The following is a 25986-nucleotide window of genomic DNA, read 5'->3' on the forward strand; positions in this document are numbered from 1 at the left end:
GACCCCGAGTCGGCACGTGTTCACAGAACTGGGCGCCGAGGCGGCGTCAGTTGACGCCGCCTCGGCGTTGAAATGCGTCAACTCGTGCCGACTCGACGACGTACGGCGTCAACTCGTGCCGCCTCGGCGTTCGTGGAGGCGGGCCAGGGCCAGAGCGATCAGTGCGTGCATGTCGTCCTCGAGCGCATCGGGCAGGGCGTCGACCGGCCACCACCGCACGTCGAGTGACTCGTCGCTGGCCACGTGCACCGACCCCTCGGGAGCCACCGCGACATAGCGGACGTCGAGGTGTGCCACGCTCCCGCGTGGGTCGCAGAACGGCACCGCGTGCTCGTCGAGTTGCACCGGGGTCGCGTCGAAGTCGAGGTGCGACAGGCCCGACTCCTCCAGTGCCTCGCGCAGGGCCACGCTGGCCAGGGTCTCGTCGGCGCGCTCGCAGTGGCCGCCGAAAGCGAACCAGCGCTGGGCCTTGCCGTGCAGGTTCAACAGCACGGCCGCACTGTCGGCCGAGACCACCAGCGCCCCCGCAGTGACATGGGCGGGGAAGCAGTCGCGCCTCATGCCGTCGGGGTGTGCCTCCAGATGGGTGATGATCCGCTGGCGGTGTTGTTCCTGGGCAGCATCGGGCGCTGGCCACTCGCGCAGCACCGCGAGGGCATCAGCATGCAGGCTCACGCCGGCTCGGGGGCGGAACCGTCGCCCTCGTCGCCCTCATCCCCCTGGTCACCATCGAGGAGCTTCGCCAGTTCGGCGTCGAACTCCTCGTCGGTGGGGGTGAGCGGGTCAGCGGTCTCCTCGCGGAAGCCGAGTGGGTCGTCCAGGTCCGCCGCGGTCGGGAGCAGGTCCGGGTGCAGCCACACCGCATCGCGTCCGTCGGCGCCGTGGCGGGTGCGCAACGAACCCCACAAGGTGGAGGCGTCGCGCAGGCGCCGGGGCCGCAACTCCAGCCCGACCAAGGCAGCAAAGGTCTCCTCGGCCGGTCCACCGGCGGCTCGGCGCCGGCGGATGAGTTCCTGCAACTTGCCGGCCGCAGGCATCCGCTCGCCGGCGGCCTGGTTGACCACCTCGTCGACCCAGCCCTCGACCAGCGCCAGCGTCGTCTCCAGTCGCTGCAGCGCCGCCTGCTGGGCGGGGGTCTGCTGCGGTTCGAAGAGGCCACCCTCCAGCGCTTGCTCAATTGCGGCGGGGTCACCGGGATTGAGGTTGCGCATCTGCTCCTCGATCCCGGCTGTGTCGATCTCGATGCCGCGGCCATAGTCCGCGACCGCGGAGAGCAGGTGGTCGCGCAGCCACGGCACGTGGGCGAAGAGCCGCTGATGGGCCGCTTCGCGCAGCGCCAGGTAGAGGCGTACGTCGTCCACCGACACGTCGAGGCCCTCGGCAAAGGCGGCCACATTGGTGGGCACCAGCGCCGCGCGGCCGTTTGGCCCCAGCGGCAGCCCGATGTCGGAGGCAGTGAGCACCTCGCCGGCCAGGCCGCCGAGGGCAGTGCCGACCTGGCTGCCGAACATGGCGCCGCCGACTTGGCCGAGCATCCCGATCAGGGGACCGGCCATCTGGCGGGCCTCCTCGGGCAGGGCGTTGCCCATCGCGGCAACCACGTGCTCGGCGACCGGGTCGACCAGCACCTGCCACACCTCGCGCGTGGACTCGATCCACTCGGCGCGACTCCAGGCAGCGGTGGACTGCACGCCGGAGGGGAACTCGCAGGCCTCGTCGAGCCAGTGGTCCGCCAGCCGTACGGCGTCCGCGACCGCATCCTGCTCGCGTTGGGACGGCGCCGGATCCGGCGCCTGGGCGACAGCCTTGCGCGCAATGTCGGTGGCCAGGTTCCAGTTCACCGTGCCCTCGTGGGGAGCCATCATCGCCTGCATCTGGCTCATCAGCGCGGAGATGTCCGGCATGGCAGGCATGCCCGAAGCGCCGCCGCCGAAGAGGTGCTCGAACGGGGTGCCCTTGAAGGGGTTCTCGGGCTGGTCGCCGGAGTTGTCGCTCATGGGTCCACGTTACTTGTCCCATGGTGAGCAGGACACCGTCGGCCCGGGCGCAACCTCTAGGGTGGCGTCATGACCTGGGGACCGACGAGCGCCGTACGCCTGGTCGGCATCCGTGAGGAGCCGCTCTCCGTCGAGGAGATGCTGGCCGCGGTCGACGACGCCGCGGCTGGGGGAGTGGTGCTCTTCGTGGGCCGGGTCCGTGACCACGACGGCGGCAAGGCGGTGGGCAAGCTGGAGTACGCCGCCCACCCCAGCGCGACCGAGCGCCTGGCGCAGGTCTGCGCCAGTGTCGCGGACGACCACGAGGGCGTCGTCCTGGCTGCGGTGCACCGCACCGGTTCGCTGGCCATCGGGGATGCGGCCGTGATCGTCGCGGCCGCTGCGGCCCACCGCGACCTGGCGTTCACCGCCAGTCGGGTCCTGATCGACCGGCTCAAGGCCGAGGTGCCGATCTGGAAGCACCAGGTCTTCGCCGACGGCACCGAGGAGTGGGTGGGCTCTCCCTGAGCCGTCACGGCCCGCGTGCCTCCCGGCTCCCGGCGTGACCACATGCGAGAGTGGGGCGGTGGAGATCTTGTGGTGGCTCGCCCCGCCCGTCGTGGTGACCGTGGCGGCGATGGTCTGGGTCGCCTGGCTGGGTCGTGAGGGACGCGGCGGGGTGGACCGGGACGTGGCCGTGGAACGGATGGCGAAGGCGCTGCGCAAGGAGCATCCGGCACTCACCCGCCCGGGCCCGGCCGCGGATCGGCCGCGGGACCGGAGCACCGGGATCGCGGTCCGGCCCTCGCGCAACCGCGCCCAGGGCGACGACGTACGCCGTTCGGCCTGACGCCGACCGCTGGACCAGTGCCTGCGCGCTTGTCGTGGAATGAGAGGGTTTGACCATGACCCGGCGCACCCTCGCGATCGTGATCTCCGCACCGTTGATGGTGGTGCTGTGGCTCACGGCTGCGATCGCGCCTGCGCCGTACGTGCAATTCTCGCCCGGCATGACCGTCGACGTGCTCTCCGAGGTGCAGGGCCAGGAGCGGATCCAGGTCTCCGGGCACGAGACCTATTACGACGGCGGGGAGTTGCGGATGACCACAGTCGGGGTGACCCGGCCGGAGGATTCGATCTCGCTGCTCACCGCGATCAGTGCCTGGCTCAGCGACGAGCGGGCCGTGGTGCCCTACGACACCTATTACCAGGACGGCATCACCGATGAGGAGAACGACGCCGAGACCGCCGTCCAGATGGTCTCCTCCCAGGACGCCGCGATCGCCGCAGCACTGATCGAGATGGGTTATGAACTGGAGACCACCACCGTGGTGCTCTTCGTCACCGAGGGGATGCCGGCCGACGGCAAGATCGGGGTCCGCGACCACATCGTCAGCGTCAACGGCAAGCCGGTGGCCGAGGACGGTTCGGTGATCGTCGACGAGGTGCAGGGCAGCGACGGCAAGCCGGTGGTCTTCGAGGTGTTGCGCGAGGGCAAGGAAGTCACCGTGGAGGTCACCCCGAAGGATGTCGACGGGACGCCGATGATCGGCATCCAGACAGGGCCGAGCTTCAAGTTCCCCTTCCAGGTCTCGATCAACATCGATCCGCGCATCGGCGGCCCCAGTGCGGGCCTGATGTTCGCCCTGGGCATCTATGACACGTTGACCAAGGGGTCACTGACCGGGGGCAAGCAGCTCGCTGGCACCGGCACGATCAGCCCCGACGGCAAGGTCGGTCCGATCGGTGGCATCCAGCAGAAGATCCCGGCTGCCCGGGACGCCGGGGCAGAGCTCTTCCTGGTGCCGCCCGACAATTGCAAGGAAGCCCTCGGCGGGGCGAACGGCGACATGGTCCTGGTCCGTGCCGACACCCTCTCGTCGGCCGTCGATGCCATCGAGGCATGGGTGGCCGACCCGTCCGCGGAGCTGCCGAGCTGTGAGGGCGTGGGGTGAGCATGACGGATCCGCAGCCGCCGGGGGACGAGTCGGTCGACCCTGCCTTGATCGCCACCGTGCACGAACTCGAACTGCACGCCGCGGAACTCGGCTGGGACCAGAAGTCGCGCCTCTATGCGCTGGCACGCACCGTCGACCTGGCCGCCCGTGAGCCCGAACTCGCCCGGGCGCTGGGGCTGGACGGTGACGCCGCGGACGATTCGCTGATCCCGATCGAGCAGGAACTCGACGCATCGGTGGAGTTCGAGACGATCCTGGCCTCGATCACCTGGCCCCCCGAGGTCGAGGGATGCGCCACGGTGGTCGAACGCCTCGTGCTGCCCCCCGAGGTGGATGCGGAGATCCCCGAGGATCCCCAGGCCGCCCTTGAGTTTGCACAGGAGCACCCGGACCGCCAGGAGGTGCGCATCGTCGTTGCCGCCCGGCGCGGCGGGGCGACGTACTGTGCGCTGCGCCTGCGGGCGCATGACGAGGACACCTCCGTGGTGGGTGGGCCCGACCTCGTCCCCGAGATGATCGCAATGCTGCGTGCCACCCTTGAGGGGGACGCACCCGAGGAGATGCCGACATGAGTGACATGTTCGACGACAAGCCCAGGCCCCGCCCGCAGCCGCAACGGCCCGTGCGCCAGGGGCGCAGCCGTGCACTGTGGATCACGCTCGGGGTGGTGCTGGCGCTCTTCCTCGCCTTCACCCTCTTCGCGTCACTGTGGACCGAGCGGCTCTGGTTCAAGTCCACCGGATATTCGAGCGTCTTCACCCAGTTGATCCGGACCCGGATCGGGCTCTTCCTGGTCTTCGGGGCAGTGATGGCGATCATCGTCGCTGTCAACCTCTACCTCGCCTACCGGTTCCGGCCGGTCTTCCGCCCGGCCTCGCCCGAGCAGGTCAGCCTGGACCGCTACCGCGAAGCGATCAGGCCGATCCGGGTGGTGCTCCTGGTCGGCATCAGCCTGGTGGTCGGTGCCTTCGCCGGCACCAGCGGATCCGGCAAGTGGCGCGAATACATGCTGTGGCGCAACGGTGGGGAGTTCGGCGGGGAGCCGGATCCGTTCTTCAACAAGGACATCGGGTTCTACGTCTTCGACCTGCCCTGGTACCACTTCATCGTCGACTTCCTGATGGCCGCAGCGGTGGTGGCCCTGATCGTCTCGGCGATCACCCACTACGTGTACGGCGGCATCAAGCTGCAGTCGAAGGTCGACCGGTTCTCCGGTGCGGCGGCGGTACAGCTCTCGGTGCTGCTCGGTGTCTTCGTGCTGGCCAAGGCGGTCGACTACTACCTGGACCGCTTCGACCTGCTCAACGAGGGCGGCTCGCTGATGACCGGGATCGGCTACACCGACGACAACGCGGTGCTGCCGGCCAAGAACATCCTGATGTTCATCGCGCTGATCTGTGCGGTGCTCTTCTTCGCCAACGTGGTGCGTCGGACCTGGCTGCTGCCCAGCGTCGGGCTCGGCCTCCTGGTGCTCTCCTCGATCCTGCTCGGGATGATCTGGCCGGCCGTGGTGCAGCAGTTCCAGGTCGCACCGTCGCAGGCCAACAAGGAAGAGCCCTACATCCAGAAGAACATTGACGCCACCCGTGCGGCGTACGACATCCAGGATGTCGAGATCGAGGACTTCGCCGGCGCCACCGACCTCACCTCCACCCAGCAGAACGAGGAGGTCCGCAACATCAAGGAGATCCGCCTGCTCGACCCGGCGCTGGTGCGGGCCACCTTCGAGCAGTTGCAGCAGGAGAAGGGCTACTACTCGGTGGCCGACGTCCTGGACGTGGATCGCTATGAGATCAACGGGCACAAGCGCGACATCGTGATCGGCGTCCGTGAGCTCAACCAGGACGGCCTTCCCGACGAGGCGAAGAACTGGAACAACCTGCACACCGTCTACACCCACGGGTACGGCGTGATCGCGGCGTTCGGGAACCAGCGCGACATCAACAACGAGACCCAGTCCGCGAGCGACGAGCCGGTCTGGGTGGAGCAGTCGCTGCCGCCGCGCGGTGAGCTGACCAATCTCTTCGAGGGCGGCTACCGCGGCCAGATCTACTTCGGTGAGCAGTCCCCGACGTACTCGATCGTCGGCAAGGCCAACCCGGACGACCGCGACGTCGAGTTGGACATCCCCGACGACTCCGAGACCGGCAGCGCGGTGAACAACACCTATGACGGGGCTGCCGGCGTGCCGGTGGGCAACCTGTTCAACAAGGTGCTCTATGCGTGGAAGTTCTCCGAGCCCAACATCGTGCTCTCCAACCGGGTCAACGAGAACTCCAAGATCCTCTATGACCGTGACCCGCGGTTGATGGTCGAGAAGGTCGCGCCCTGGTTGACCGTCGACGCCGACCCCTATCCGGCCGTGGTGGACGGCAAGATCGTGTGGCTGCTGGACGGCTACACGACTACGGACCGCTATCCGCAGGCCGAGAAGGCGTCGTTCGAGGACATGACCAGTGACTCGCTGAACGACGACAACCAGTTCCGCACCCTGCCGACCGACGAGATCAACTACATGCGCAACGCGGTCAAGGCCGTGGTCGATGCCTACGACGGCACCGTGACGCTCTATGCGTGGGACGAGTCCGACCCGCTGTTGCAGGCATGGCGCAAGGCGTTCCCGGGGACGGTCAAGGACCGCAAGGACATCCCCGCGGACCTGCTGGCGCACATGCGTTATCCCGAGGACCTGTTCAAGGTGCAGCGCTACCAGTTGGCGTCGTACCACGTGGAGCAGGCGAGCACGTTCTATGAGGGCAACGCGCGCTGGGCGGTCCCGGAGGACCCGAACTCGCCGGGACTGCTGCAGCCGGCCTACCGGCTCTCGGTCCGTACGCCGAGTGGTGGCGACAACCCGATCTTCTCGCTGACCTCGGTCTACGTGCCCTATGAGCGGCAGAACCTGAAGGCGTTCGTGGCCGTCGACTCCGATGCCAGCCTGGACAGTTATGGCACCATCCGGGTGCTCGAGTTGCCGGGTGGCCAGCGGGTCGATGGTCCCGGCCAGGCAGCGAACCGCTTCGGCTCCAACGACGAGATCCAGCGCCAGCTCGAGGCGTTGACCCGCAACTCGAACGTGCGGATCATCAACGGCAACCTGCTGACGCTGCCGGTGGGCGAGAGCCTGCTCTATGTGCAGCCGGTGTACGCCGTCCGTCAGGGTGCCAGCACGGCGAACTATCCGGTGCTGCGCCAGGTGCTGGTCTCCTTCGGGGAGCGGACCGCGATCGGCCAGACCGTGGCCGAGGCGGTGGCCAAGGTGCTTGACGTGGACATCAGCGAGACGCCGGAGGCGCCCGAGGAGCCCACGGAACCGGGGGAGCCCGGTGAGGAGCCGGAAGGGCCGACCGGGACGGTCCAAGAGCAGATCCGCGACCTGCTGATCGAGGCGGACGCCAAGTTCAAGGAGGCGGACGCCGCGCTCAAGGACGGTGACCTGTCGGGCTATGCCGACCGGACCGGCGAGGCCGAGCAGCTGGTCAGCCAGGCGCTCGCCTTGGCCTCCGAGGACTCGGGCGAAGCACCCGGGACGGAGGAGGCTCCCGTCGAGGAGTGACGTACGCCTCCCGCCCCGGATTTGGGAACGGACAACGCATCGCGTAATGTTCTGTTCACCGACGCGGGGTGGAGCAGCTCGGTAGCTCGCTGGGCTCATAACCCAGAGGTCGCAGGTTCAAATCCTGCCCCCGCTACAAGAAACAGCCCCTGACCTGCATAAACGCAGATCAGGGGCTGTTGTCATTTTCGATGGTTCCCCACTTATTCCCCAGTAATGGCAGCGGGTTGGGGTTAGACGGCTCGCAGTCGGGGTGCTTCGTCGGGAAGTAGCGTCATTACGGAAGCCGCTCGTGTGGGCTGTGTCTTCCTTCCGAGATAGCCAGCCGTGACGTTGGTGTCAGCGTGCCCGAGTTGGTTGGCAATCTCAGCGAGCGAGCAACCGGCTTCGTCCATCCACGATGCGACCGTGCGCCGGAAGGTGTGCGTTCCTGCCCATTGCACCCCGGCAGCAGCAAAGACACGGCGTAGGGCCTTGGAGACGTTGTTGCGGTCTCTCGGCTGGCCTGCCTTGGTTGCGAAGTAGGTCACCCCGAACACAAGCCCCTTGGTCCCGTGAGCCTCAGCACGCGCCTTGAGGCGCGCTGTTAGGTCGGGAGACATGGAAAGAATCCGGTCAGCCTGTTCCGTCTTCGTCCCCCGGACATGCACGGTCTGTGCATCGAAGTCCACATCAGCCCACGACACACAATGCAGGGCCTCAGTGATTCGTACGCCGGTCCCGAACAGGAACGCGGCCAAGTCGCCAACGTCAGCCTTGGCGTTGTCTGCCACAGTCAGGACGGCTTGGGCTTCCTGCCGGGTGAATGCTCTTCGGGTATCCAAGTGGCGCTTGCCGCATGTGTAATCGCAGTCAGCATCTACACACTTCCGGTCTCCCGCGCTGCCTGCCTTGGTGCCGGGTGTCCTGACGCGGTGCATCACGCTGGCAGGGATCGCGCCACGGCGCTCAGCCAGCCCGAGAATCCCGCTCAGTACCTTCCGGCTGCCCTTGGCAGCAGCCGGACCCCTCTCATCGGCAATCTGCGTCAGCCAGGACTCAATCCGCGCCACATCATTGGCTTGCACGACAGTCAGGTTTGCGAGTGGACCGTCAACAATGGAGTTGCGAACGTATCCCCGGTAGTCCCGCATCGTGTTTGCGCTCTTGCCTTCACGGTCCTTCCAATCAAGCCAGACTTCCCCGGCCTTGGCGACGGTTGTAGTGCTACTCAACAGATCGTCCCCACCCCGGAACTCGTCACGAGCCGCATTCACCTTGGCTTGCAGTGCTCGCCGGGCTGCCGGGTCCGTCTTGCCCTTGGCCGTGACTTCACGCCGTCTGTTGTTGTCGTCGCGGTAATAGCCCCTTGCCTGCCTGTGCCCCTCAATCGTCGGGTGATCGGCGTAGGTGATCTTCCCGAGTGTGTAGGGCTGTGCAGCCGGTCGCGCCATGTCTCTCATCCTCCGTGGTGTGCTGTTGTGGTCGGATCATTGCATCATTAATGGGGAATAGGCAACACGGTTCAAGTGGCGATGGGTGGGGGTCTGGTTGGGCAGGGTCGCCCTGCCCCTGTTTGATCGGGTTCCTTAGGAAGCCGTGCAGGACTAGGAGCGTGGGTCAGTAACACGCCAGTCGGGGTCCGTGCTGTTGCTCGTGAGGGTGGGGTAGTGACCCCTACCGGGGGTCACTCCGTACCGGAGGTGGATAGCAGCGCAGAAATTGCCACAGTTTGAGGGCATCGGGGAGTCAAGCCCCACGGGGTCCGGATGCTCCCGAACCTCCGTGGGGCCTAACACTGTCAACCCTATGAGCGCACGGCTTCCCATGCTTGGTTGAGGATCGAGTCAATGACTTGATTGGAGTCCCGCGTAAGGCCTTCGCTCGACAGCCAAACGGCTTCGCCGTCTTCGTTCTGGATAGCGACGTTGAAGCGACCTGGGATCACGCTGCCCCTATACGAAACCCTCCCGGTGCTAGCCACGCTGGATGAAGTCGAACTAGTGCGGACCGGAACGTACTGAATCCCGTTGCACCACTCCATCGGTGGTACGCCAGCGCTAGCCAGCTTTTGCCCGATGGCGTCGCTCGTGGCGTCCTGCTTGGCAATGGCATCGCTGACGCTCGTAACGGCGTCTTGGAGGGCCTTCTGTGCATCCTTCAAGGTCTCGTTGGGGTCATGGCCGATGAGGCTGTCACGGGCCTCTTGGGCGGTCTGCTCAGCAAGCAAGGCAGCCGCTTCCATGCGAGCCGCAGCGAGCACCTTTGCAGCGTGCTCTGCAAGGTTCTCCGTTGCCTCAACTTCGCCGCGTGCCGTGATGAGGTCAAGCCCGGTGACGGATGGATCGCCGGACGAACTCCGTAGTTGAAGATCGGCAAGGTGCGCCCGTGCTTTATCCCGGCGTTCGCTCGTCGCGCGCTCCTGGTCTTCAAGCCCTGCAACCTTTGTTTGGGCAGCCTTCAACGGGCTGGCCTTGCGTGTCGTGCTCGTTGTCATTTGGTGACTCCTTTCATGGGGTCGTGCGATTCGACAGCGCGCACCGATTCCCGGCATGCCGAAGGCATGGGCGGGGGTAGGTGGATGCTGCCTTAATGGCCCTATCGCCGGGCGAGAGTTCGCCCGAAGGAACGTAGGGACATGTCCTGGGTAGGGCAGCCGCCGCGAAGCGGCTGCCCTTACAGCGGGAGAGTGTGAGTATTCAGAGTCAAACTCTCTGAGTGAGATATGAGCCAGCCGTCAGGCTGGCTGAAAGTCCCGAACTCGTTCTACTCGTAGAAACTTGGGATCTCAACCTCTTTATAACTCAGAGGAATTTCACTAGGTCTGAGGATCTTCTTCCCGCTGGATTCTGTTGGTCCTCTTAGGGGACCCCTTTGGGGGTCCCCTTTAGGGTCCTCTTCCATTACCAAATTCTGGTAGGGGGGTGTACCAGATTCTGGTAGGGGTGTGTTCGGATTTTGGTAGGGGGGTCTACCAAATTCTGGTCGGGGTTGGGGGATACCAATTTCTGGTACCCCTACCACATTTTGGTACGGGTCTAGTGACTGCTCGGAGAACCATTCCTTGTTCACCCGGTAGGAAGTCGTCTTGCCGGGACGCTCCATCACGGTCAGGACTCCCACGGATCGCAACCTGTCCCGGTGCTTATAGAAGGTGTTGCGGCTCATGCCGCCTGCGTCCTCCCTCATCGTGTCTACGGTTCCGTACGCCGTGCCGCGCGACTCGACAGCCCACAGGATCGCCTTCTCCGTGGGGTTGAAATCCCGACTGTCGCGGATACCCCAGATCACGCCTAGTCGGGTCCCGTCCTCCTTCATTTGCTGGACTCCACCCAGCCACGGACCCAGCCATTGACAACGAGATTGGCGAACACGTCCCGTACTGCCAAGCCCTTGCCCTGTGCGAGGTTCCCCAACGGGTCAGCCGTGGGGCCAGCCTCAATCGTCAGCCGTGCAACATGTCTCCCAGCGTCGATCAGGACGGCTTCAATCTCCCGGTCTACCCCTTCGCACGCGCGGGTCACAGTCAGAGTCCAACCGGCTGAACGGTCTGTGCGGCTTCGTATGCCTTCACGTCAGCAAGTCGGTAGCGGACACTGCTGCCCATCTTCACGTACGTAGGCCCTACTCCCGCGCTGCGCATGTTCGCCAGTCTTCCGGTGCTAGTTCCCCAACGCTCGGCAAGTTCCTGAGCCTTGAGCATCCGCTCATCAGTGAGAGTTGTTGTCATGAGTTACTTCCTTTCAATGGGCAGGGGCAGCCAGGGCAGCCCGTAAGGGCGTGCCGCTGCCCTGCAACTAATAGGGCAAAGTGATGGCGCCATTCCAGAGGGCGCCGCACCTAGTATTTGCTCCCGGTGCCTATGCAGCAAGGTATCACCTGCGCATTCCCGTAAGCCCTGAGTCGTATTAGGGGTAACGGGTGTGAACCACTAGAACCAAGGTATCACCTGCGCATTCCCTTAAGCCCTCAGTTGCATTGGGGTTAACCGGGCGTCAACGCTCGAACCAAGGTTCACCTGTGCATGCCCACAGACTTTGCATTGGTTCGGCTCTTGAGGACCGGATTGCTGCATTGAGGCGGGTCCTGAACAATTTCCATTGAAGCGGAATTGCATTGCAATCAATTGTGCAATGACACTCCAATGGGCGGACAATGGCTATTGCTTGAGCGTGAATCCTCTAGGGTCGCCCTTCAATGACCAGCCTTCATTAATCGTCAATGAATCGCATTGACTCTCAATGACTCTCAATGACTGTGAGGTTTCTGCAATGACCGAACCAATGACCCGCGCCGTCAGCGCGCTCCACACTGCCCACCTTGACCCAATGACAGGGATGGGCGTGCTCGTGCTCCCGGCTCCCGAGTCAGACGTCTGGCTAGGTGGATCGCTCAATGGCGCTGATTGGAACAGCGCCGTCAGGGCGCTGTGTCGGCAAGGGTGGGAACCTCTCCTAGATGAAGACGGTCTGTGGATCATTGAGGGCATGACCCGTCAGGGTCAGCCCGTGATAGCCCTGACAGCCGTGGAAGCCGTTGTGAGCGCCCCAACAGTCTCGGAGTTGGCAGGAGCGCACGGCGCCCTCTTACGTGCAGCGCAGGCAGCCTGACAGCGTGACGCGGGTTCCCCATTCATTCCCCACCTATTCCCGAGTTTGTGGGGAATGGGAGTGATCTGGGGTGTCATCGTCAGGCGTGAAATGTGAAGAATCCCGCTCAACAGTGGGGTTTGGTGACAGTTAGTGATCTGGACACGGCGTTCCCCAGAGGTCGCAGGTTCAAATCCTGCCCCCGCTACCAGATCAGCCCGGGATTCAGTGCGAATCCCGGGCTGAAAGCATTTGAGAATTGATCACCCCTCCGGAAACCCTCCGTTTTGCCCTTCTTCTAGGCGCGTCGGTCGACGGGCCCTCCGGGTGGCCCCCGCACACTCCGGTTGCCACCGATCGTTGCGGGCCGCCCTGCACACCTGATGTGCATGAAGGCCGACACGAACCCGCTGAGTGGACTCGATCCGCTCCTGAGCATCGACGAACTGTCCGAGTACCTCGGCGTCTCGATCAAGACGATCTACGAGTGGCGCCAGAACGGGCGCGGTCCTGTAGCGGTCCGCATGGGACGACACCTGAAGTTCGCGGTGTCGGACGTGCGAGCCTGGTTGGACAACCTTCGCGAATCCCATCCTGGACGACCAGTGGAGCGGGGGTGAGGTCACATGGCTAGGCCCCGCACGCCGATCGGCACGTACGGCGACATTGAGTTCACCAATCTGTCGAACGGCACCGTGCGTGCGCGCGTGCGGTTCCGCGATTTCGACGGTCAGGTGCGTCGGGTTGAGTCGAGCGCCGCCACACGCAAGCTCGCCGAGCACCGGCTCAAGGAGAAGCTGTCGCAACGCGCGGGCTCCAATCGCGGAATTGGCGAACTGACGCCGGACAGCCCTTTCGCCCGCCTGGTTGAGGTGTGGCTCGGTGACCTGGACCTGGAAGGAAAGATCGCGCCCAGTACGCGCGCGCTCTACGAACGCAACATGCACCAACTGGTGATGCCAGCGTTCCAGCACTTCGCCCTGAGAGAGATCACGGTTAGCCGCGTCGACCAGTTCATCAAGGCTTTGGCGACCACCAAGAGTTACAGCACCGCTAAGCAGGCCCGAACCGTGCTGAGCCTCGCACTCGGCCTAGCGGTCCGTTACGAGGCGATGGCGAAGAATCCGGTGCGAGACACCGTTCGTCTTCGCAAGCCCCCGTCGCAGGCGTTGGCGTTGACTGTGGGCCAGGTGGACGCAATCCGGGGGGCTGTGCGGGGGTGGCGGCGCGGTCCGGGCGTGCCGGGTCCTCCGCCGGACGGGCAGTTGGAACGGATCATTGAGGTGATGCTGGGAACTTCAGCCCGCATCGGTGAAGTCCTCGCCATCCGTAAGTGCGATGTCGACGTGACGGGTTCTCCGGCCACGGTGAGGATCTGCGGAACGATTGTGTCGCCCAAGGGCCAGGCAACGCATCGACAGCATCACCCAAAGACGGTGAAGTCGACACGCACGGTTTCTGTGCCGAGCTTCACCGCAGAAGTGCTGCGGGAGCGGCTGGTCAAGATCGCCGCCGAGGACCCAGAGCACCTGATCTTCTTCACTCGCAATGGCACGCCGCTGACGACCAACAACGTACGGAGGCGGTTGCGCGCCGTCCTGGCTGAGGCTGGCATCGAGGGGGTGACACCGCACTCGTTCCGGCGGACGGTCGCCACGACGCTGGATCGCGCAGGTGGAGCAGACCTCGCCGCGGAAATGCTCGGTCACACGTCGTCGGAGATCACCAAGGCGCACTATATCGAGCCGGACGAGAAGGTGAACCCGGTGACGGCCGAGATTCTTGAGGCCTTGGCTCCGCGGATGAGGGAGGCGGACCAGTGAATGACAAGCGTCATACCCTTTTCCATGTAGAAGGAAAAGGGTATCCTTGGGTGGTCGACGTCGAGTTGATCGAGGAGTGGCTCAAGTCCAGTAACGACAGCACCTATGACCAGGTGATGGCGGCGCTGCGGGTCTTGGCTTCGGTTGGTCCGGCGTTGGGCAGGCCGTTGGTCGACACGATCATCGGCTCGCGACACAACAACATGAAGGAGCTGCGGCCCGGCTCGTCGGGGCGCAGCGAGGTGCGGATCTTGTTCGCGTTCGATCCGACTCGCCGGGCGGTATTGCTGCTAGCTGGCGACAAGCAGGGTCGGTGGGACAAGTGGTACCGCAAGAACATCCCGGTCGCGGATGACCGGTATGACGAACACCTGGAAGGTTTGCGCAAGCAGAAGGGCGGCGACTGAGATGGCCAAGACGATGGAAGAGATGCTGGCCGAACGTCCCGGCAATCCCGCGGTGCAGGAAGCGCACATGAAGCGGATGTTGGCGGAGGTCCGCGCCTACAAGCTGCGTGAGTTGCGCGAGATGCTCGCGATGACGCAGACCGAGGTGGCGCAGGCGTTGGAGGTCAGTCAGAAGCGGGTCTCGGAGATCGAGCGTGGCCAGGTCGACTTCACGAAGGTCGACACGCTGCGCCGGTATGCCGACGCGCTCGGTGGAACGCTGCGGGTCGAGGTGACGGTTGGCGAGGAGACGTTCCAGATCGCCTGACCTAAGATCTCATGACGACCGTACAACTCAGAGGCTGAGGTCCGACGACTTCGGTGCGGAGCGGCGGGCAGCGTCGATGGCGCCGGTGAATGATCGCCGCTGCGTCGTGCTGCCAGGCGAACACGCTGGAGATGTCGGGCGTGGGGTGAGCCGGTTCTTGACGGTGTCGAGCACTGGGGTGCGTGGTTGCACGTCGAGAGGGATGTGGCGTGCCCACTGAGGCTCGACCGCGCCTGGTGCATGGAGACCGATGCGGGGCAGGTCGACGCCCATCAGGTAGCTGCGGTCGTCGGCGCCCGCGGCGATGGTTTCGGCAAGGCGCTGGTCGATGTGGGCAAACAACGCGCCGAGGTGCCGCAACTGCTGGGAACGGATCCGGGTGGTGGTGGGTAGGGCGCGGATGCGAGCCGCCGCGAGTGCGCCTTGGCCAGCCGCGTAGCCCGTGCCCACAAGGCCACGCAGGTTGCGGGTCTGGTCGATGAGTAGCGCGTAGGTCTCCGACCGGTGCCGCCAGCGTTGCGCCACTGCGGCCGGTGCGCCCGAGGTGTCGCCGATCGCTGCGGCGCGCGCGGAGACAATGCGTTGGGAGTCCAAGATGATCCGCAGGCTGTAGGCGTCGGGTTGGCGGCGTAGGTGGACGAGCAGGTTGGTCTGCGCCTGCAGCACACCATCCAAGCCAGGGAGTGCTGGTCCATCGACGAGTTGGAGCGGGGGACGCCAGCCGCGCTGGTCGACGCTGTAGTCGGGTTCGCTGTAGCCGGCGTAGGCGGCGCAGACCACGGCAGCACGACCAAGCAGGTCCGCCTCGGCGATGAGTTCCCAATCGGGAACAGCCGCGGCATAGTGCCGGTCGAGCCCGGTAAGTGCGCGGGCGACCTCGGAGGCGTCCTTCAGGACAGTCATGGCCTGATGCTCGGTCAGGTTGCCGTAGTCCAGTCCGGCAGGGAAGTCGTGCTCGCCGAGGGCCGCTGCTTTCGCTGCACGCCGCCACAGGTCAACGATGTGGTTGGGGTACGGAGTGGTGAGCTGATCCAGGTCCGGCAAGGGAGCGGTGTACCCGGTGCGGGCCTGGTCGAGCCGGTACCGAAGCTCCTCGGCCGGACCGCGGCTGCGAGGCGTGGGTCCGCCGAAGTCACCGTCCGGGTTCGACGCCCGGACGGCTTGCTGGCACCAGAGGGTCAGGCTGGTGCGAAAGGACGCGATCAGCACGACGTCGTCGGGCGTGAGCGTGTGGAGGTCCTGTTGGTTGCGGGTGATCTGCATGAGCGTGGTGAGTTCACTGCGCAGTGCGGCCGTGTTGTCGCCGTACATCAGAACCCACTGGCCTCGGGGTTCGGGTTGTCGCGGTCTCGGGCGACGTCGAGCATGTCGAGGAGCAGTTCGACCTGGAGCTTGTCGACGCCGTGGGCGGCGAGTTCTATGACGGCGCTGACGGCGACGGCGTGCAGGATGGCTCGGTCGTCGGTGAGGCCGTGGGTGTCGAGGGCGGGGACGTCGTCGCCGTGGATCAGGTCGAGGTAGAGCAGGGCGTGTTCGTACTCGACCGAGCCGTCGAACGTGGCTGCCTCATCGGCCAGCGCCGCGATGTAGGAGCGGGCTTCGGCCAGGGTGACCGCGTGGGCGAGAAGCATGAGGGTTTCCCTTCGTTGAAGGATCAGGTGCGCACCGCCACCGTCCGCCCGAGAGTTGGTTGCAGGACGGGCAGATTCGTCGAGCTGTGGACAACGCCGGGTTCTCCACAGATCGCCGGAACGGGTCAGGAGGCGCGGCGTTCCAGGTCGGCTTCGACCTGACGGCGTGCGGTGACGTCTTCCATCACGAACTGCACAAAGTCGGCGTCCCTGTCGGTGACCGAGGCCTCGGCAGTGGGGAGTGCGGCGGGTTCGCCGGGCCAGGCGGTCTGTCGGGTGGGGCGGTCGCGGTCGAGCCGGGTGCCGCAGGCGGCGACCCAGTCTCGCAGCCGGTGCCGGGTCTCGGCGAAGTCGCGATGCCACGCCAGCGGCGATGAGGGGGAGGCGTCGGGGCTGTATGAGTTGAGCCAGTGCAGGTGCAGGGCGGACAGTTCCCAGACGAGTTCGTCGTGACGGTGCCACATTGGTGGGATCTCGTTCGGTGCGAGGCCGTAGGTGCCGCGCAGCCAGTTCACCCACGCGTTGAGGTCGAGCCATTCGGCTTCGGCCTCATCGGCGGTGAGGGTGTTCCAATTGATCGGCTCCAACGGTTCAGCCAGCGACGCCGACTCGAACGACCCGGGCCACTCCGACTCGGTTCTTTCGCCCTCGGCAGTGTCGTTGGCATTGAAGTTCTGCCAGGTGTCGAAGACGGGATGCCGCTCGGCATCGAGCACCGACGGCTCTATGCCAGCCGGCTCGTTCGCCTCGTCTGTCACGGTCAGATCCCGACAGCGGTCGAGGAGGGCTCAACCGTCCGCTGGGCGTCCCGGCTGGCACCGATTCCGGTGTCGTGTTCGGCGGCGGGCCGTTCGACGCTGTAGCGGGTGCGGGCGGTGTCGTGTCCGATTCGGCGGGCCACGAACTCCTCGCGCTGGACGGCTTCGCCGTCGCGGTCGAACTCGTACTCGTGGACGTAGCCGGAGGCCACGAAGTGGTCACCGGCACGGAGCCGGGCGTAGGCCCGCTCGGCTGCGGACTTGAACATCACCATCTCGCAGAACTGCGGGTCGAGCTTGGTGAACGACCCATCGGCCTCCTTGCGCCACTGCTCGACGCCGACCCGTGCGCGGAACCTCGCGACGTCGCTCTTGCCATACGTCAACTCAGGTGCAGTGACGATGAAGCCATGCAGGCTCATCTGGGTGGGGATCGTCATCATCGACTCCTGACCTCACGCGACGCCATCGTCGGCGATCGCTCTCAGGAGAAAGGTGCGTGTGCGGCTCCGCGACACTCGACACCGACGAGAGGGGTGAGATTCACGGGGCCTTGCGGGTTCGAGAATCAGTATTCCGTGGACAACGAGAACGCACGCGTCGGTCTTTCAGCGTTGTCCACAGCATGCGCGATTACGGACTCATCCACAGGTCTGACGTAGTCCTTGGCATAGCGACATGGGATCGGTGGATCGTCAGATGAGAGCACAGTTGTCCCCGCGCTGTTGGACCAGCCGGGGACATGGACTTACCCAACTAGGAGATCAATCATGAACGAGTCCAAGGGAGCCTGCCCGTCCTGGTGCGATGGACAGAATGATCCGCTGATACATCAGACGGCACCGACGCATATTGGCAGGACAATACGTGCCGGTTCGGCCAGCGCGCACATTGAGCAACTAGACGAAGACGATCGAGAGCTCGGTGAGGACGCACGCTTTGATGTCCTCGCTTCGCTTTGGTACGGCGGCAATGGCGCAATTGGTGACCTGAGCGCCATCGATTGCCGCGACATCGCCACCGTGATGGTTCAAGTGGCCGACGAAATGGACGAGACTGCCCGAGGCCACGGAATCGTCTACGGCGAGGAACTGCCGTGACGTCGCTCTGCCTGCTAACGATCGTGCCCGCGTGACCTCGTTCTGCTGGCAAGCGGAGGAAACTACAATCCTGGAACCCGACGTCCGTCCACGTGGAAGGTTGACGTCATCCGCGCCGCTGAAGCGCCACCTCGGTCATAGTCCGTTCGGTCCGGAGTTGCGTAGCGTCCCGGCGGGTGGTCCATGGTCGCAGGTCGGTGATGAGCGGAGGTGAACTGCGCAGCAGGATGAGTGCGGTTCCGAATGGCAGGGTACGGATAGCTTCGGGTGGCATGACGGGGACGCGGCGAGTGGAGCGTTGGAGAGAGCGAGATCCGTAGTCGCCGACCGAGATGGAGTCGGTCTTCTCGTCGCGTTCCCCGATCAATGCGGAGAGGTCTTGGAGGTCACGGGCCGACGAGGTTCCGCCGAGGATGATCTTGACGATCGAGGCGTCCCAGATGGCACCGGCTGCGTGGTCGCCCCATTTGTCGCGCGCTTGAGACAGCGACTGGAGGACGGGCATGGTGGTGATGCCGGTGCCGCCGCCTTCGGCCATGAGCACCGGCAGTGACGGGAGCGGGGAGAGGTTCCCGATTTCGTCGAGAGCCAGCAGCAGTGGCGGGTCGAGGCGGGCGCCGGCTGAGGCTGCTGCGAGGCGGCGGGCGGTTTCGACGAGGTCTTCGATGAAGGCTGCGACCAGGGACCAGGAGGCGCCGGCTCCTGCGCCGGTGGCGAGGAGGTAGAGGGTGCCGTTGCCGGTGAGGAACTCGACGGGGTCGAAGTGTTCGCTGGGGCGTGGGGTGACGGCGTCGAGGACGCGGGGGTCGGCGAGACAGGACAGGGCGAGAGAGACGCCCATCCAGATGGAGTCGCGGGTGCGGGCGTCGGCGTGGATCATCGAGTCCAGCGATTCGCCCCAACCGGCAGCTGCACTCGGATGGGAGGCGAGGATCGCGACGGCGTCGCTGGCCGATGAGGGCGACAGGGTCCAGGCGAAGAGTTCGGCGGGGCTGCGGTGGTCGAGTGCTGCGGCATGCAGCAGGGCTTGCAGTGCGCTGCGGGTCTTGCCCTCCCAGAATCCGCCGGATTCGACGCCTCCAGAGGACAGTCCAGTTGCGGAGGCGAGTCCGGTGGCGCGGATCATCGCGGTCAGTGGGTCTTCGCATCCACGCACGGGAGACCAGCGCAGGCCGGATGGGAGTCCTTCGGCGAGTCGTTGGGGGTCGAAGACTGCGACTGGACCGACCTTCTGGCGGGCGGTGATGGTGGCGGCGATGTTGTCGGGTCGGGTTGCGGTGGTCACGACAGCGCCGGGGGCGTCGAGGATGGCGTTGATGACGACGTGCAGGCCCTTGCCGGACCGCGGCGGCCCGAGCAGCAGGATCGAGTCCTCGACCGAGGCCCAGACTTCCATGCCGCGGGAGCGTCCGAGCAGGTATCCGACGTCGCTGGCCCGGGCGCTGGTGAGGCTGGGCCGCAGGGTCGTGCTCCGTGCGAGGAGGGCCTTCTTGGATGCCACGGTGGCTACGTCGGTCCGGGTCGCGACTCCGACCAGTCGGCGCGGGTCGTGCCGGGTCTTGTGGCGCAGTGAGTCGACCTTTCGCCAAGCCAAGAAACCCGTCGCGAGGAGCGTGGCGACGAGTACGGCGAGGACAGTCCAGTAGGCCAAGGGTGAGATGTCTGCTCCGAAGACGCGGCCCGGGTCGGCCGGGTCACCGAGCACTCGGATGCCGGATGCCCAGTCGGCGGTGGGTTGGCCAGTTCTGCTTACCCAAGCGGTGAGTGCCGCAGCACCACGGAGCAGCGCTGCAGCGGCGCCGGCGACTCCGATGGCGATGAGTGCGAGGTTGACGAGGGTGTCGTCGACCGGGCGGGCCGCGGTGGTCACGAGGCGTCCCGTTCAGATGCGTCGCTTTCGTCAGGGGAGGGGCGGGTTGCACCGGACACCTTTCCAACGAGCACGACATCGCCTGCCGTGCGGTCGAGTAGCGCCACGGGAAGGTGCAGGTCGAGTGTGCCGTCGGAGTTGCTGGTGGTGGTGTGCACGACGATCGCGACGAAGACCTGCTCTTTGGATTGGAAGCCTTCGCCGGTCAGTGAGCCTGCCCGCACGTTCACGATTGGCTGGCCGTCGTGGGTGCTCCGTGCGTGGGTGACCGGCTCCGACGCCGGGCTGGGCGTGGCTGTCGGTTCGAGCGTGTGGAAGTCGGTGAAAACCTTCCCGTCGGGTTCGTGGATCTCGACGCGCAGCGCTGATTCCTGTTCGGTGGCGATGCGGTCCAGGAGCGGTCGCAGCTCGCCGCGCGAGCGCGCCGACGCTTCATCAGCGAGCGGTTGGTCATCGACGGTGACGCTCAAGGATCCTGTGTCGTCGACAGCGACGCGGACCAGGGGCAGGACGACGGGGATCCGTGGCCGTGATGTGGAGCGGCGGTAGGCGGTTGCTGGGTTCAGCAGGCTCATAGTCTGACCACCTGCGGTTCGACGACCGGCTGTTGCTGGCGCACCGGCGCCGTAGGGACGGCGGCGGAGCGGTCGAGGCCTGGCGGGTCACCGTTGCCGATCTGTGCGGTGTCGAGTTGGTCGAGGACGCGGACGGCGGTGGTGCGGACTCGTTCGGCTGTGGACTGGATGACCTCGACCGGGTCGCTGCCTGGAATGCTGCTGGCCCAGCTCGACACGTACGGGATCGTGTAGGCGCTGGTGTCGAGGCCATGGGCGGCACCGATCATCAGGGCTACGGACTCGGCTTCGACTTCGGCGATGCCGCGGTGCAGCGCCGCGTCGCGGGTGGCGGTGTCGTCGCCGGTGCGGGCTTCGGGGGAGTGGAGCATGACGTGGCCGAGTTCGTGGGCGAGTGTCTTGACCTGGGCTGCTTCGTCCATGTCGCTACGGACACAGACCTCGTGGGTGGTGAAGTCGGTGATGCCGTTCGCGCCGCCGATCGTGTCGGCATCGGGGACCTGCTTGAGGGCGAACCCGTGGGCTTCGACTTGGGCGGCGAGTCCCTCCCAAAGCCCGAGCGGTGCTTGCCCGGACAACAGGGTTGGTGCCGGTGGTTCGGGGATCGGCTCACCGTCGGTCTGCGTCACGTCCCACACGTACGCGGGTCGGAGCCCGACCAGCTTGGTGCGGGTTGTCTCGCCGGGTTGGGAGCGTTCGCCGCGGCCCAGACGCCGCCATGACTCGGCACTGTTGGGGGTGCGGGAGGCGAACCGAGCGGTGACGGGGGCGAGGATCCCGTAGCCGGACTGGCCCTTCATCACCTGTCGGCCCAAGGTCTGCCACTGCTTGAACCCGGCGACGTACGTCGGGGTCGCCGATGGAACGCGGCCAGCCCTGAAGGCTTCGTAGTGCTGCAGGTAGATCAGCATCGTGTTGTTGAACGATCGGCTGCGGAACCTCGCGGAGAACTCGAGAGCGCGGCGCCAGTCATCGCCGCTGACCAGAGTGCTTACGGATTCCGTGAGCTTGGCGTGCAGCGCGTCGAGCTTGGCCTCCCGGGCCTGCTGCGCTTGCTGTGTCTGGTGCCGCATCCCGACCTCACCTCCTGGACAACGTGTCGTCCATCAGGTGCGTCCGTTGCCGCCGGACTGAGTCGCTATCTCTACGTTTCCGTTCGATTCAGGCCGAGCGGTCGCAGATACCTCACGCCGGAGCGTAGTTGCGGTGACGTAGGCCTTGAGTGAAAGACCAGGCACGACGGCTCATCGCCGGCGCCCCGTTCTTGATGAACACCCTTGCGTAACCCTCATGCGCAGCAGGACAGTTGCGAGGGGTCGGTGGTGAAGGCCTTGGCGGCAATACGGATGCCTTCGGCCATGGTCAGGTAGGGGGCCCATGTGTCGGCGACCTCGGCGATGGTCTTGCCCAGGAGGTGGACGCCGGCGGCGGCCAGTTCGCCGGCGTCCTGGGCAACGGCGGTCAGGCCGAGAATCTCGCTTGTGTCGGCGTTCACGACGATCTTGATGAACCCGCGGGTGTCGCGGTTCACCAGTGCGCGGGGCACGTGGTGCAGGGGCAGCACACGGCAGTCGCAGGGGATACCGGCGGCGATGACGTCTTTCTCGGTCATGCCGACTGCGCCGATGGCGGGGCTGGTGAAGGTCACCCGCGGTAGCCGCGCGTAGTCGACGGCTCTCTCGGTGTGGGAGAGGGCATTCTCGGCGACCAGGGTGCCATGGTGGGCGGCTACGTAGACGAACTCGGGGTGCCCGGTGACATCACCCGCCGCCCAGATCCGCGGGTTGGACGACCGCAGTTGATCCGTCACCACGACCTCTCCGGCGTCACCGGTCTTCACTCCGACGGCGAGGAGGTTCAGTCTGTCGGTGACGGGGCGGCGGCCGAGGGCGACCAGGACATGGTCGGCGCGGAACTCTCGCGTTCCGCTGGCTACGTCGGCGCTCAGGACGATCTCGCCGCCTACTTCGCGGGCGACTCGGGTCGGTACTGCGTGGCGGATAACGCGGATACCCTCGTCGGCGAACACTTCCTCAAGCGCTTTGGAGACGTCTGGCTCCTCCTTCGATGCCAGCCGGGAGCGAACCAGCATGGTGACGTTCGCACCCAGTCGGGCAAACAGTTGTGCCTGCTCTAGGGCGACGTAGCCGCCGCCGAGTACGAGCAGTGACTCGGGAACCTTGGTCAACTCCATCGAGGTGGCCGAGGTCAGGTATCCCGCTTCGTCCAGACCATCGATCGTCGGTGCCCAAGGTCGGGAACCGGTGGCGACCAGATAGTGCTCAGCCTCGACGATCTCGACGCTCCCGTCGATTCCGATGACCTCCAAAACCGGTGCATCAGGCGTGCCCACGAACGCGGCGTCTCCCCTGCGGACCTGCCAGCCGTAGGAGTCGGCGACGTCGACGTACTTCTCGCCGCGCAGTGATTCCACCAACGCTTGCTTCCCCCCAATCAGCGCCGCCATATCTACGGGGTTCGCCTTCGTCACGATCCCCGGGAAGCGCTCTGAGGCGTCTTCTGCTACATGGCGGGCATTGGCTGCGGCGATGAGGGCCTTCGAGGGAACACAGCCGGTGTTCACGCAGGTCCCGCCGAGCGTGCCGCGTTCGATCATCACCACCGACTTCCCCAGCGTGGTGGCGCGGATCGCGGCGGCGAACGCGCCACCGCCGGATCCGACGATGGCGAGGTCGAACTTTGTAAGCATGGCTCTCCTGTCACCGCTTGGCTGCATCCGTGTCAGCCATACTGGACCTTCCAGTACAGGGGAAGGTCAAGCACGCGCCCCGGTGATAGATCGGAATCCATGATGCGCATCGGAGAACTCGCCCAACGGGCGGGAACGACGGCAAAGACGCTGCGGTTCTACGAGAAGCAGGGGCTACTCCCACCGGCTGAGCGCACACCGTCCGGATATCGGGCCTACGAGCCCGATGCTGTCAACCGGATCGACTTCGTCCACCGCGGCCAAGCGGCAGGTCTCACCCTCGCCCAAATCCGCCAGATCCTGGACATCCGTGACAGCGGTGGCTCGCCCTGCGAGCACGTTCGGGACCTTCTCCACACCCGCCTGACTGAGATCGAGCAGCAGATTGCCCGGCTCACCGCACTGCACGACTCCATCGCAGTCCTGCGCGATGCCGCTGCCGAGCCCGCACCCGACACTTGTGATCCCGGCCTGGTCTGCCGATACATCTGAACGGCTCTTGGATACCAGAACCTAAGCCATTTGGACCTTTTGTGTGGACGCAAATTGGGCGGGAAAGTTCAAACACTGCAGGTCATCCGACCCGCAGTATCGAACAGTTCCAGCTCAGCAGGATGGAGCTGATGTTGCACAACGAATGAGCGGTGCTTGATTCGCCACAGGCCCTGGCCGGTCCCCAACGTCGGCAGCAGCGACTGTTCGGTGCCGGTCAGCCCGAGTGCGGTGGCGGTGCTCCCGAGCTGGTCGGACTCTTGGCGGTACACGACTCGCGTCTCGGCGTTCGCCAGCAGCGAGGAGGCGAGTGCTCGCATCGCTGAGCCGGAGTCACCGACGTTGTCGAGGTCGGATAGCTTGTGGAAGACGAGCATGTTGGCGATGCCGTAGTGCCGGGCGAGGCGCCAGTGGGCATCCATGCGCCGCAGTAGTGCTGGGTGGGACATGAGCCGCCAGGCTTCGTCGTACACGACCCAGCGCTGTCCGCCGTTGGGGTCAAGGAGCGCGGATTCCATCCATGCCGAGGCGCACGTCATCAGCACCGAAACCAGGGTGGCGTTCTCGGTGACGCGCGAGAGGTCTAGGGAGATCATCGGCAACGATGGGTCGAACCGCACCGTTGAGGGGCCGTCGAAGAGTCCGGCGAGGTCGCCTGCGACGAGGCGGCGCAGCGCATGGCCGGGCAAGCGTCCGTCCTCGGTGAGTCGCCCGGTGGGATCGATGGACGGATCGGGCTCCAGCAGCCGCTCGACCACCAGCGGAAGCACCGGTACGTCGGCGGTGCGGACGACCTCAGCGAGGGCAATGTCGATGGCGGTGTGCTCCAGCGGGGAGAGCCGACGATCGAGCACCGTCTCGGCCAGGGCACCGAGCAGGTCGCGCCGGCGGGCGCTGACTTGGGCTGCCCACTGGGTGTCGTCGAGGCCGCTGGGGCGGTGGCCTTCGTCGAGGGGGTTGAGCCGGGCGGACATGCCGTGCCCGAGGGCGATCGCCTTTCCGCCGACAGCTTCAGCCACGCCGGTGTGTTCGCCTTTCGGGTCGCCGGGGATGTAGACACGCCGTCCGAAGGGGATGGATCGGGTGTAGAGGCTCTTGGCCAGTGAGGACTTGCCGGAGCCGACGATGCCGGCGAGCACGACGTTCGGTGCGGTGATCAGGCCGCGGGCGTAGAGGACCCACGGGTCGTAGACGAACGAGCTGCCGGAGTAGAGGTCCTGGCCGACGAACACGCCGTCGCTGCCGAGTCCACCTTCGGCGAGGAACGGGTAGGCCCCAGCCAGAGTGGCGGAGGTGTCTTGGTGGCGGGGCAGCCGTAACCGTCCCGGTGTCCGCAGCGCCGCGGGGCCCGGATCTCCGGCCTGGGGTAGCAGCACGGTGGCTTTGCGTTCGGCGGTGAGTGCGTCGGCCTTGGCTCGCGCTGCGCTCTTCTGCTCGGCACGGTCGCGGGCGAGAAGGTCCCGGGCAGCGAGCTTGCGGGCCTTCCGGTCACGCCGTCGTTCTCGGTTCGGTGAGACGAGCACCGTACTGTGCAGCCGGAAGGTGTCGTGGTCGTTCACAGCGACAACCCGTCGTGGCTGCGACCGGTAGGGCGCGATGTGGAGACCGGCTCTTGGTAGATGATCGTGGCTTCTGACTGGTGTGCGCTGTCGATCGACTTCTGGATGCTGGCCAGCATCTCGCCGGCACGGTGCAGGTCCCACGAGACTCGGTACGCCGCGCCGGTCTGCTTCGGATCGACGATCGTCGCCTCAGCACGTGCCCCGTGCTTGTCGTGATACGACCCCAGTTGGTGGAGCGACTGACTCAGCGACGCGGTCGCTCGGGACAGTGATCCGAGCACGCCGTAGATCTGTGATGGATCCTCGATCCGGCGGGTGGCATGAGCGAGCCCGCGCAATGCTTGTGCTGCTTCTTCGGCGTCAACTGTTGGCACTTCGTACGTTGGCATCGTGAGGTGCTCCTTGTGGACGTTGGCCTGTCGTCAAGGAGGTGGGCACCGTGTTCCCCAGGGATCTTGCTGAGCTGCTTGGAGCACGCCGTGGTACCTGCTCCGAAGCGAAGGTCGGTTGCGAATCTTGTAGGGTGACGTGCATGTCTGGCGCTTCTGGTGCGGCTGCTGCCGCTGTGACGAGGTCGCTCCGCTAGCGGCGGAGCGTTCCTTTCCCTGACCTTCCTCCGTCGCTTCGTGGTCTTCCCGGAGTGGCGTTTCGTGCTGCCCGGGGTTCAACTCTCGAACAACGGAGCCCCCGTGT

Annotated in this window: 25 protein-coding genes and 1 tRNA gene; 12 read left to right on the plus strand and 14 right to left on the minus strand. The window is 65.6% G+C overall.

Translation table 11 applies throughout. The features are described from left to right. Window positions 1–108: 108 nt before the first annotated feature. Window positions 109–675, minus strand: a complete 567-nt coding sequence (locus tag Q9R27_RS18090; protein WP_311253812.1) for an NUDIX domain-containing protein — start codon at window positions 673–675, stop codon at window positions 109–111. Next, complete coding sequence (locus Q9R27_RS18095; RefSeq protein WP_311253813.1) at window positions 672–1997, minus strand: zinc-dependent metalloprotease; 1326 nt, start codon at window positions 1995–1997, stop codon at window positions 672–674. Before Q9R27_RS18095 ends, Q9R27_RS18090 begins: the two co-directional genes overlap by 4 nt. Window positions 1998–2066: 69 nt before the next feature. Here Q9R27_RS18095 and Q9R27_RS18100 point away from each other — a divergent pair, with 69 nt between their 5' ends. The 6 genes from Q9R27_RS18100 to Q9R27_RS18125 all read left to right on the plus strand — a co-directional run bounded on the left by Q9R27_RS18100 (window position 2067) and on the right by Q9R27_RS18125 (window position 7626). Next, entirely contained in the window at window positions 2067–2504 is a 438-nt protein-coding gene (locus Q9R27_RS18100) for a molybdenum cofactor biosynthesis protein MoaE (RefSeq protein WP_311253814.1), read from the plus strand. Window positions 2505–2562: 58 nt separating this feature from the next. After that, complete coding sequence (locus tag Q9R27_RS18105; protein WP_311253815.1) at window positions 2563–2826, plus strand: hypothetical protein; 264 nt, start codon at window positions 2563–2565, stop codon at window positions 2824–2826. A 55-nt stretch (window positions 2827–2881) separates the two neighbouring features. Continuing rightward, window positions 2882–3931, plus strand: coding sequence for a PDZ domain-containing protein (locus Q9R27_RS18110; protein WP_311253816.1), 1050 nt, complete (start codon window positions 2882–2884; stop codon window positions 3929–3931). 2 nt (window positions 3932–3933) lie between these two features. Further along, window positions 3934–4506: a PPA1309 family protein gene (locus Q9R27_RS18115; RefSeq protein ID WP_311253817.1), complete on the plus strand. Its 573-nt coding sequence runs from the start codon at window positions 3934–3936 to the stop codon at window positions 4504–4506. Continuing rightward, on the plus strand, window positions 4503–7490 hold the full coding sequence (locus tag Q9R27_RS18120) for a UPF0182 family protein (RefSeq protein ID WP_311253818.1): 2988 nt from the start codon (window positions 4503–4505) through the stop codon (window positions 7488–7490). The genes Q9R27_RS18115 and Q9R27_RS18120 overlap by 4 nt, the downstream gene beginning before the upstream one ends. A gap of 62 nt (window positions 7491–7552) precedes the next feature. Beyond that, a tRNA-Met gene (locus tag Q9R27_RS18125) sits at window positions 7553–7626 on the plus strand. Between the two features lie 97 nt (window positions 7627–7723). On the opposite strand, the gene Q9R27_RS18130 is transcribed toward Q9R27_RS18125, so the two are convergent. Further along, the gene (locus tag Q9R27_RS18130; protein ID WP_311253819.1) at window positions 7724–8923 is read right to left on the minus strand and encodes a site-specific integrase; all 1200 of its coding nucleotides are present in this window, start codon (window positions 8921–8923) and stop codon (window positions 7724–7726) included. A 353-nt stretch (window positions 8924–9276) separates the two neighbouring features. Beyond that, entirely contained in the window at window positions 9277–9966 is a 690-nt protein-coding gene (locus Q9R27_RS18135; RefSeq protein WP_311253820.1) for a hypothetical protein, read from the minus strand. Window positions 9967–12447: 2481 nt separating this feature from the next. Between Q9R27_RS18135 and Q9R27_RS18140 the strand changes: the two genes are divergently transcribed. The 4 genes from Q9R27_RS18140 to Q9R27_RS18155 are packed head-to-tail and all read left to right on the plus strand — an operon-like array spanning window position 12448 to window position 14595. After that, window positions 12448–12678: an AlpA family transcriptional regulator gene (locus Q9R27_RS18140; RefSeq protein WP_143911975.1), complete on the plus strand. Its 231-nt coding sequence runs from the start codon at window positions 12448–12450 to the stop codon at window positions 12676–12678. 6 nt (window positions 12679–12684) lie between these two features. Beyond that, window positions 12685–13881 (plus strand): site-specific integrase, encoded by a 1197-nt coding sequence (locus tag Q9R27_RS18145; RefSeq protein ID WP_311253821.1) that lies wholly within the window; start codon window positions 12685–12687, stop codon window positions 13879–13881. A gap of 50 nt (window positions 13882–13931) precedes the next feature. Then, window positions 13932–14288, plus strand: coding sequence for a type II toxin-antitoxin system RelE/ParE family toxin (locus Q9R27_RS18150; protein ID WP_246065058.1), 357 nt, complete (start codon window positions 13932–13934; stop codon window positions 14286–14288). 1 nt (window position 14289) lies between these two features. Then, window positions 14290–14595 carry a helix-turn-helix transcriptional regulator gene (locus Q9R27_RS18155; RefSeq protein WP_311253822.1) on the plus strand — a complete coding sequence of 102 codons (306 nt, stop codon included), beginning with the start codon at window positions 14290–14292 and terminating at the stop codon, window positions 14593–14595. A 27-nt stretch (window positions 14596–14622) separates the two neighbouring features. Here Q9R27_RS18155 and Q9R27_RS18160 read toward each other — a convergent pair whose 3' ends face one another. The 4 genes from Q9R27_RS18160 to Q9R27_RS18175 form a co-directional block, all read right to left on the minus strand. After that, complete coding sequence (locus Q9R27_RS18160; protein ID WP_311253823.1) at window positions 14623–15858, minus strand: hypothetical protein; 1236 nt, start codon at window positions 15856–15858, stop codon at window positions 14623–14625. 47 nt (window positions 15859–15905) lie between these two features. Beyond that, window positions 15906–16226 carry a hypothetical protein gene (locus Q9R27_RS18165; protein ID WP_311253824.1) on the minus strand — a complete coding sequence of 107 codons (321 nt, stop codon included), beginning with the start codon at window positions 16224–16226 and terminating at the stop codon, window positions 15906–15908. Window positions 16227–16351: 125 nt separating this feature from the next. Beyond that, complete coding sequence (locus tag Q9R27_RS18170) at window positions 16352–16825, minus strand: hypothetical protein (RefSeq protein WP_311253839.1); 474 nt, start codon at window positions 16823–16825, stop codon at window positions 16352–16354. 161 nt (window positions 16826–16986) lie between these two features. Next, window positions 16987–17424, minus strand: a complete 438-nt coding sequence (locus Q9R27_RS18175; protein WP_311253825.1) for a single-stranded DNA-binding protein — start codon at window positions 17422–17424, stop codon at window positions 16987–16989. Window positions 17425–17754: 330 nt separating this feature from the next. Between Q9R27_RS18175 and Q9R27_RS18180 the strand changes: the two genes are divergently transcribed. Beyond that, window positions 17755–18084 carry a hypothetical protein gene (locus tag Q9R27_RS18180; protein WP_311253826.1) on the plus strand — a complete coding sequence of 110 codons (330 nt, stop codon included), beginning with the start codon at window positions 17755–17757 and terminating at the stop codon, window positions 18082–18084. Window positions 18085–18190: 106 nt separating this feature from the next. Here Q9R27_RS18180 and Q9R27_RS18185 read toward each other — a convergent pair whose 3' ends face one another. The 4 genes from Q9R27_RS18185 to merA all read right to left on the minus strand — a co-directional run bounded on the left by Q9R27_RS18185 (window position 18191) and on the right by merA (window position 23239). Beyond that, a complete protein-coding gene (locus Q9R27_RS18185) occupies window positions 18191–19954 on the minus strand; it encodes a TraM recognition domain-containing protein (RefSeq protein ID WP_311253827.1) in 1764 nt (587 codons plus the stop codon). Beyond that, on the minus strand, window positions 19951–20529 hold the full coding sequence (locus tag Q9R27_RS18190) for a hypothetical protein (RefSeq protein ID WP_311253828.1): 579 nt from the start codon (window positions 20527–20529) through the stop codon (window positions 19951–19953). The genes Q9R27_RS18185 and Q9R27_RS18190 overlap by 4 nt, the downstream gene beginning before the upstream one ends. After that, window positions 20526–21602, minus strand: coding sequence for an ArdC-like ssDNA-binding domain-containing protein (locus tag Q9R27_RS18195; RefSeq protein ID WP_311253829.1), 1077 nt, complete (start codon window positions 21600–21602; stop codon window positions 20526–20528). Before Q9R27_RS18195 ends, Q9R27_RS18190 begins: the two co-directional genes overlap by 4 nt. 215 nt (window positions 21603–21817) lie before the next feature. Beyond that, window positions 21818–23239 carry a mercury(II) reductase gene (merA, locus tag Q9R27_RS18200; protein WP_143911955.1) on the minus strand — a complete coding sequence of 474 codons (1422 nt, stop codon included), beginning with the start codon at window positions 23237–23239 and terminating at the stop codon, window positions 21818–21820. Between the two features lie 102 nt (window positions 23240–23341). Between merA and Q9R27_RS18205 the strand changes: the two genes are divergently transcribed. After that, window positions 23342–23731: a heavy metal-responsive transcriptional regulator gene (locus tag Q9R27_RS18205; protein ID WP_143912098.1), complete on the plus strand. Its 390-nt coding sequence runs from the start codon at window positions 23342–23344 to the stop codon at window positions 23729–23731. Between the two features lie 68 nt (window positions 23732–23799). Here Q9R27_RS18205 and Q9R27_RS18210 read toward each other — a convergent pair whose 3' ends face one another. Beyond that, the gene (locus Q9R27_RS18210; RefSeq protein WP_311253830.1) at window positions 23800–25290 is read right to left on the minus strand and encodes an ATP-binding protein; all 1491 of its coding nucleotides are present in this window, start codon (window positions 25288–25290) and stop codon (window positions 23800–23802) included. Next, on the minus strand, window positions 25287–25682 hold the full coding sequence (locus tag Q9R27_RS18215) for a hypothetical protein (RefSeq protein WP_311253831.1): 396 nt from the start codon (window positions 25680–25682) through the stop codon (window positions 25287–25289). The genes Q9R27_RS18210 and Q9R27_RS18215 overlap by 4 nt, the downstream gene beginning before the upstream one ends. Window positions 25683–25986: the final 304 nt, after the last annotated feature.

This window comes from Nocardioides sp. AE5, assembly GCF_031844485.1.
Lineage (GTDB): Bacteria > Actinomycetota > Actinomycetes > Propionibacteriales > Nocardioidaceae > Nocardioides.

Bases quoted from the DNA above. Each gene is read 5' to 3' on its own strand.
- Q9R27_RS18095 (WP_311253813.1), bottom strand. From the start codon at position 1,997: ATGAGCGACAACTCCGGCGACCAGCCCGAGAACCCCTTCAAGGGCACC.
- Q9R27_RS18100 (WP_311253814.1), top strand. From the start codon at position 2,067: ATGACCTGGGGACCGACGAGCGCCGTACGCCTGGTCGGCATCCGTGAG.
- Q9R27_RS18110 (WP_311253816.1), top strand. From the start codon at position 2,882: ATGACCCGGCGCACCCTCGCGATCGTGATCTCCGCACCGTTGATGGTG.
- Q9R27_RS18115 (WP_311253817.1), top strand. From the start codon at position 3,934: ATGACGGATCCGCAGCCGCCGGGGGACGAGTCGGTCGACCCTGCCTTG.
- Q9R27_RS18120 (WP_311253818.1), top strand. From the start codon at position 4,503: ATGAGTGACATGTTCGACGACAAGCCCAGGCCCCGCCCGCAGCCGCAA.
- Q9R27_RS18130 (WP_311253819.1), bottom strand. From the start codon at position 8,923: ATGGCGCGACCGGCTGCACAGCCCTACACACTCGGGAAGATCACCTAC.
- Q9R27_RS18135 (WP_311253820.1), bottom strand. From the start codon at position 9,966: ATGACAACGAGCACGACACGCAAGGCCAGCCCGTTGAAGGCTGCCCAA.
- Q9R27_RS18140 (WP_143911975.1), top strand. From the start codon at position 12,448: ATGAAGGCCGACACGAACCCGCTGAGTGGACTCGATCCGCTCCTGAGC.
- Q9R27_RS18145 (WP_311253821.1), top strand. From the start codon at position 12,685: ATGGCTAGGCCCCGCACGCCGATCGGCACGTACGGCGACATTGAGTTC.
- Q9R27_RS18155 (WP_311253822.1), top strand. From the start codon at position 14,290: ATGGCCAAGACGATGGAAGAGATGCTGGCCGAACGTCCCGGCAATCCC.
- Q9R27_RS18160 (WP_311253823.1), bottom strand. From the start codon at position 15,858: ATGCAGATCACCCGCAACCAACAGGACCTCCACACGCTCACGCCCGAC.
- Q9R27_RS18165 (WP_311253824.1), bottom strand. From the start codon at position 16,226: ATGCTTCTCGCCCACGCGGTCACCCTGGCCGAAGCCCGCTCCTACATC.
- Q9R27_RS18175 (WP_311253825.1), bottom strand. From the start codon at position 17,424: ATGACGATCCCCACCCAGATGAGCCTGCATGGCTTCATCGTCACTGCA.
- Q9R27_RS18180 (WP_311253826.1), top strand. From the start codon at position 17,755: ATGAACGAGTCCAAGGGAGCCTGCCCGTCCTGGTGCGATGGACAGAAT.
- Q9R27_RS18190 (WP_311253828.1), bottom strand. From the start codon at position 20,529: ATGAGCCTGCTGAACCCAGCAACCGCCTACCGCCGCTCCACATCACGG.
- Q9R27_RS18195 (WP_311253829.1), bottom strand. From the start codon at position 21,602: ATGCGGCACCAGACACAGCAAGCGCAGCAGGCCCGGGAGGCCAAGCTC.
- merA (WP_143911955.1), bottom strand. From the start codon at position 23,239: ATGCTTACAAAGTTCGACCTCGCCATCGTCGGATCCGGCGGTGGCGCG.
- Q9R27_RS18205 (WP_143912098.1), top strand. From the start codon at position 23,342: ATGCGCATCGGAGAACTCGCCCAACGGGCGGGAACGACGGCAAAGACG.
- Q9R27_RS18215 (WP_311253831.1), bottom strand. From the start codon at position 25,682: ATGCCAACGTACGAAGTGCCAACAGTTGACGCCGAAGAAGCAGCACAA.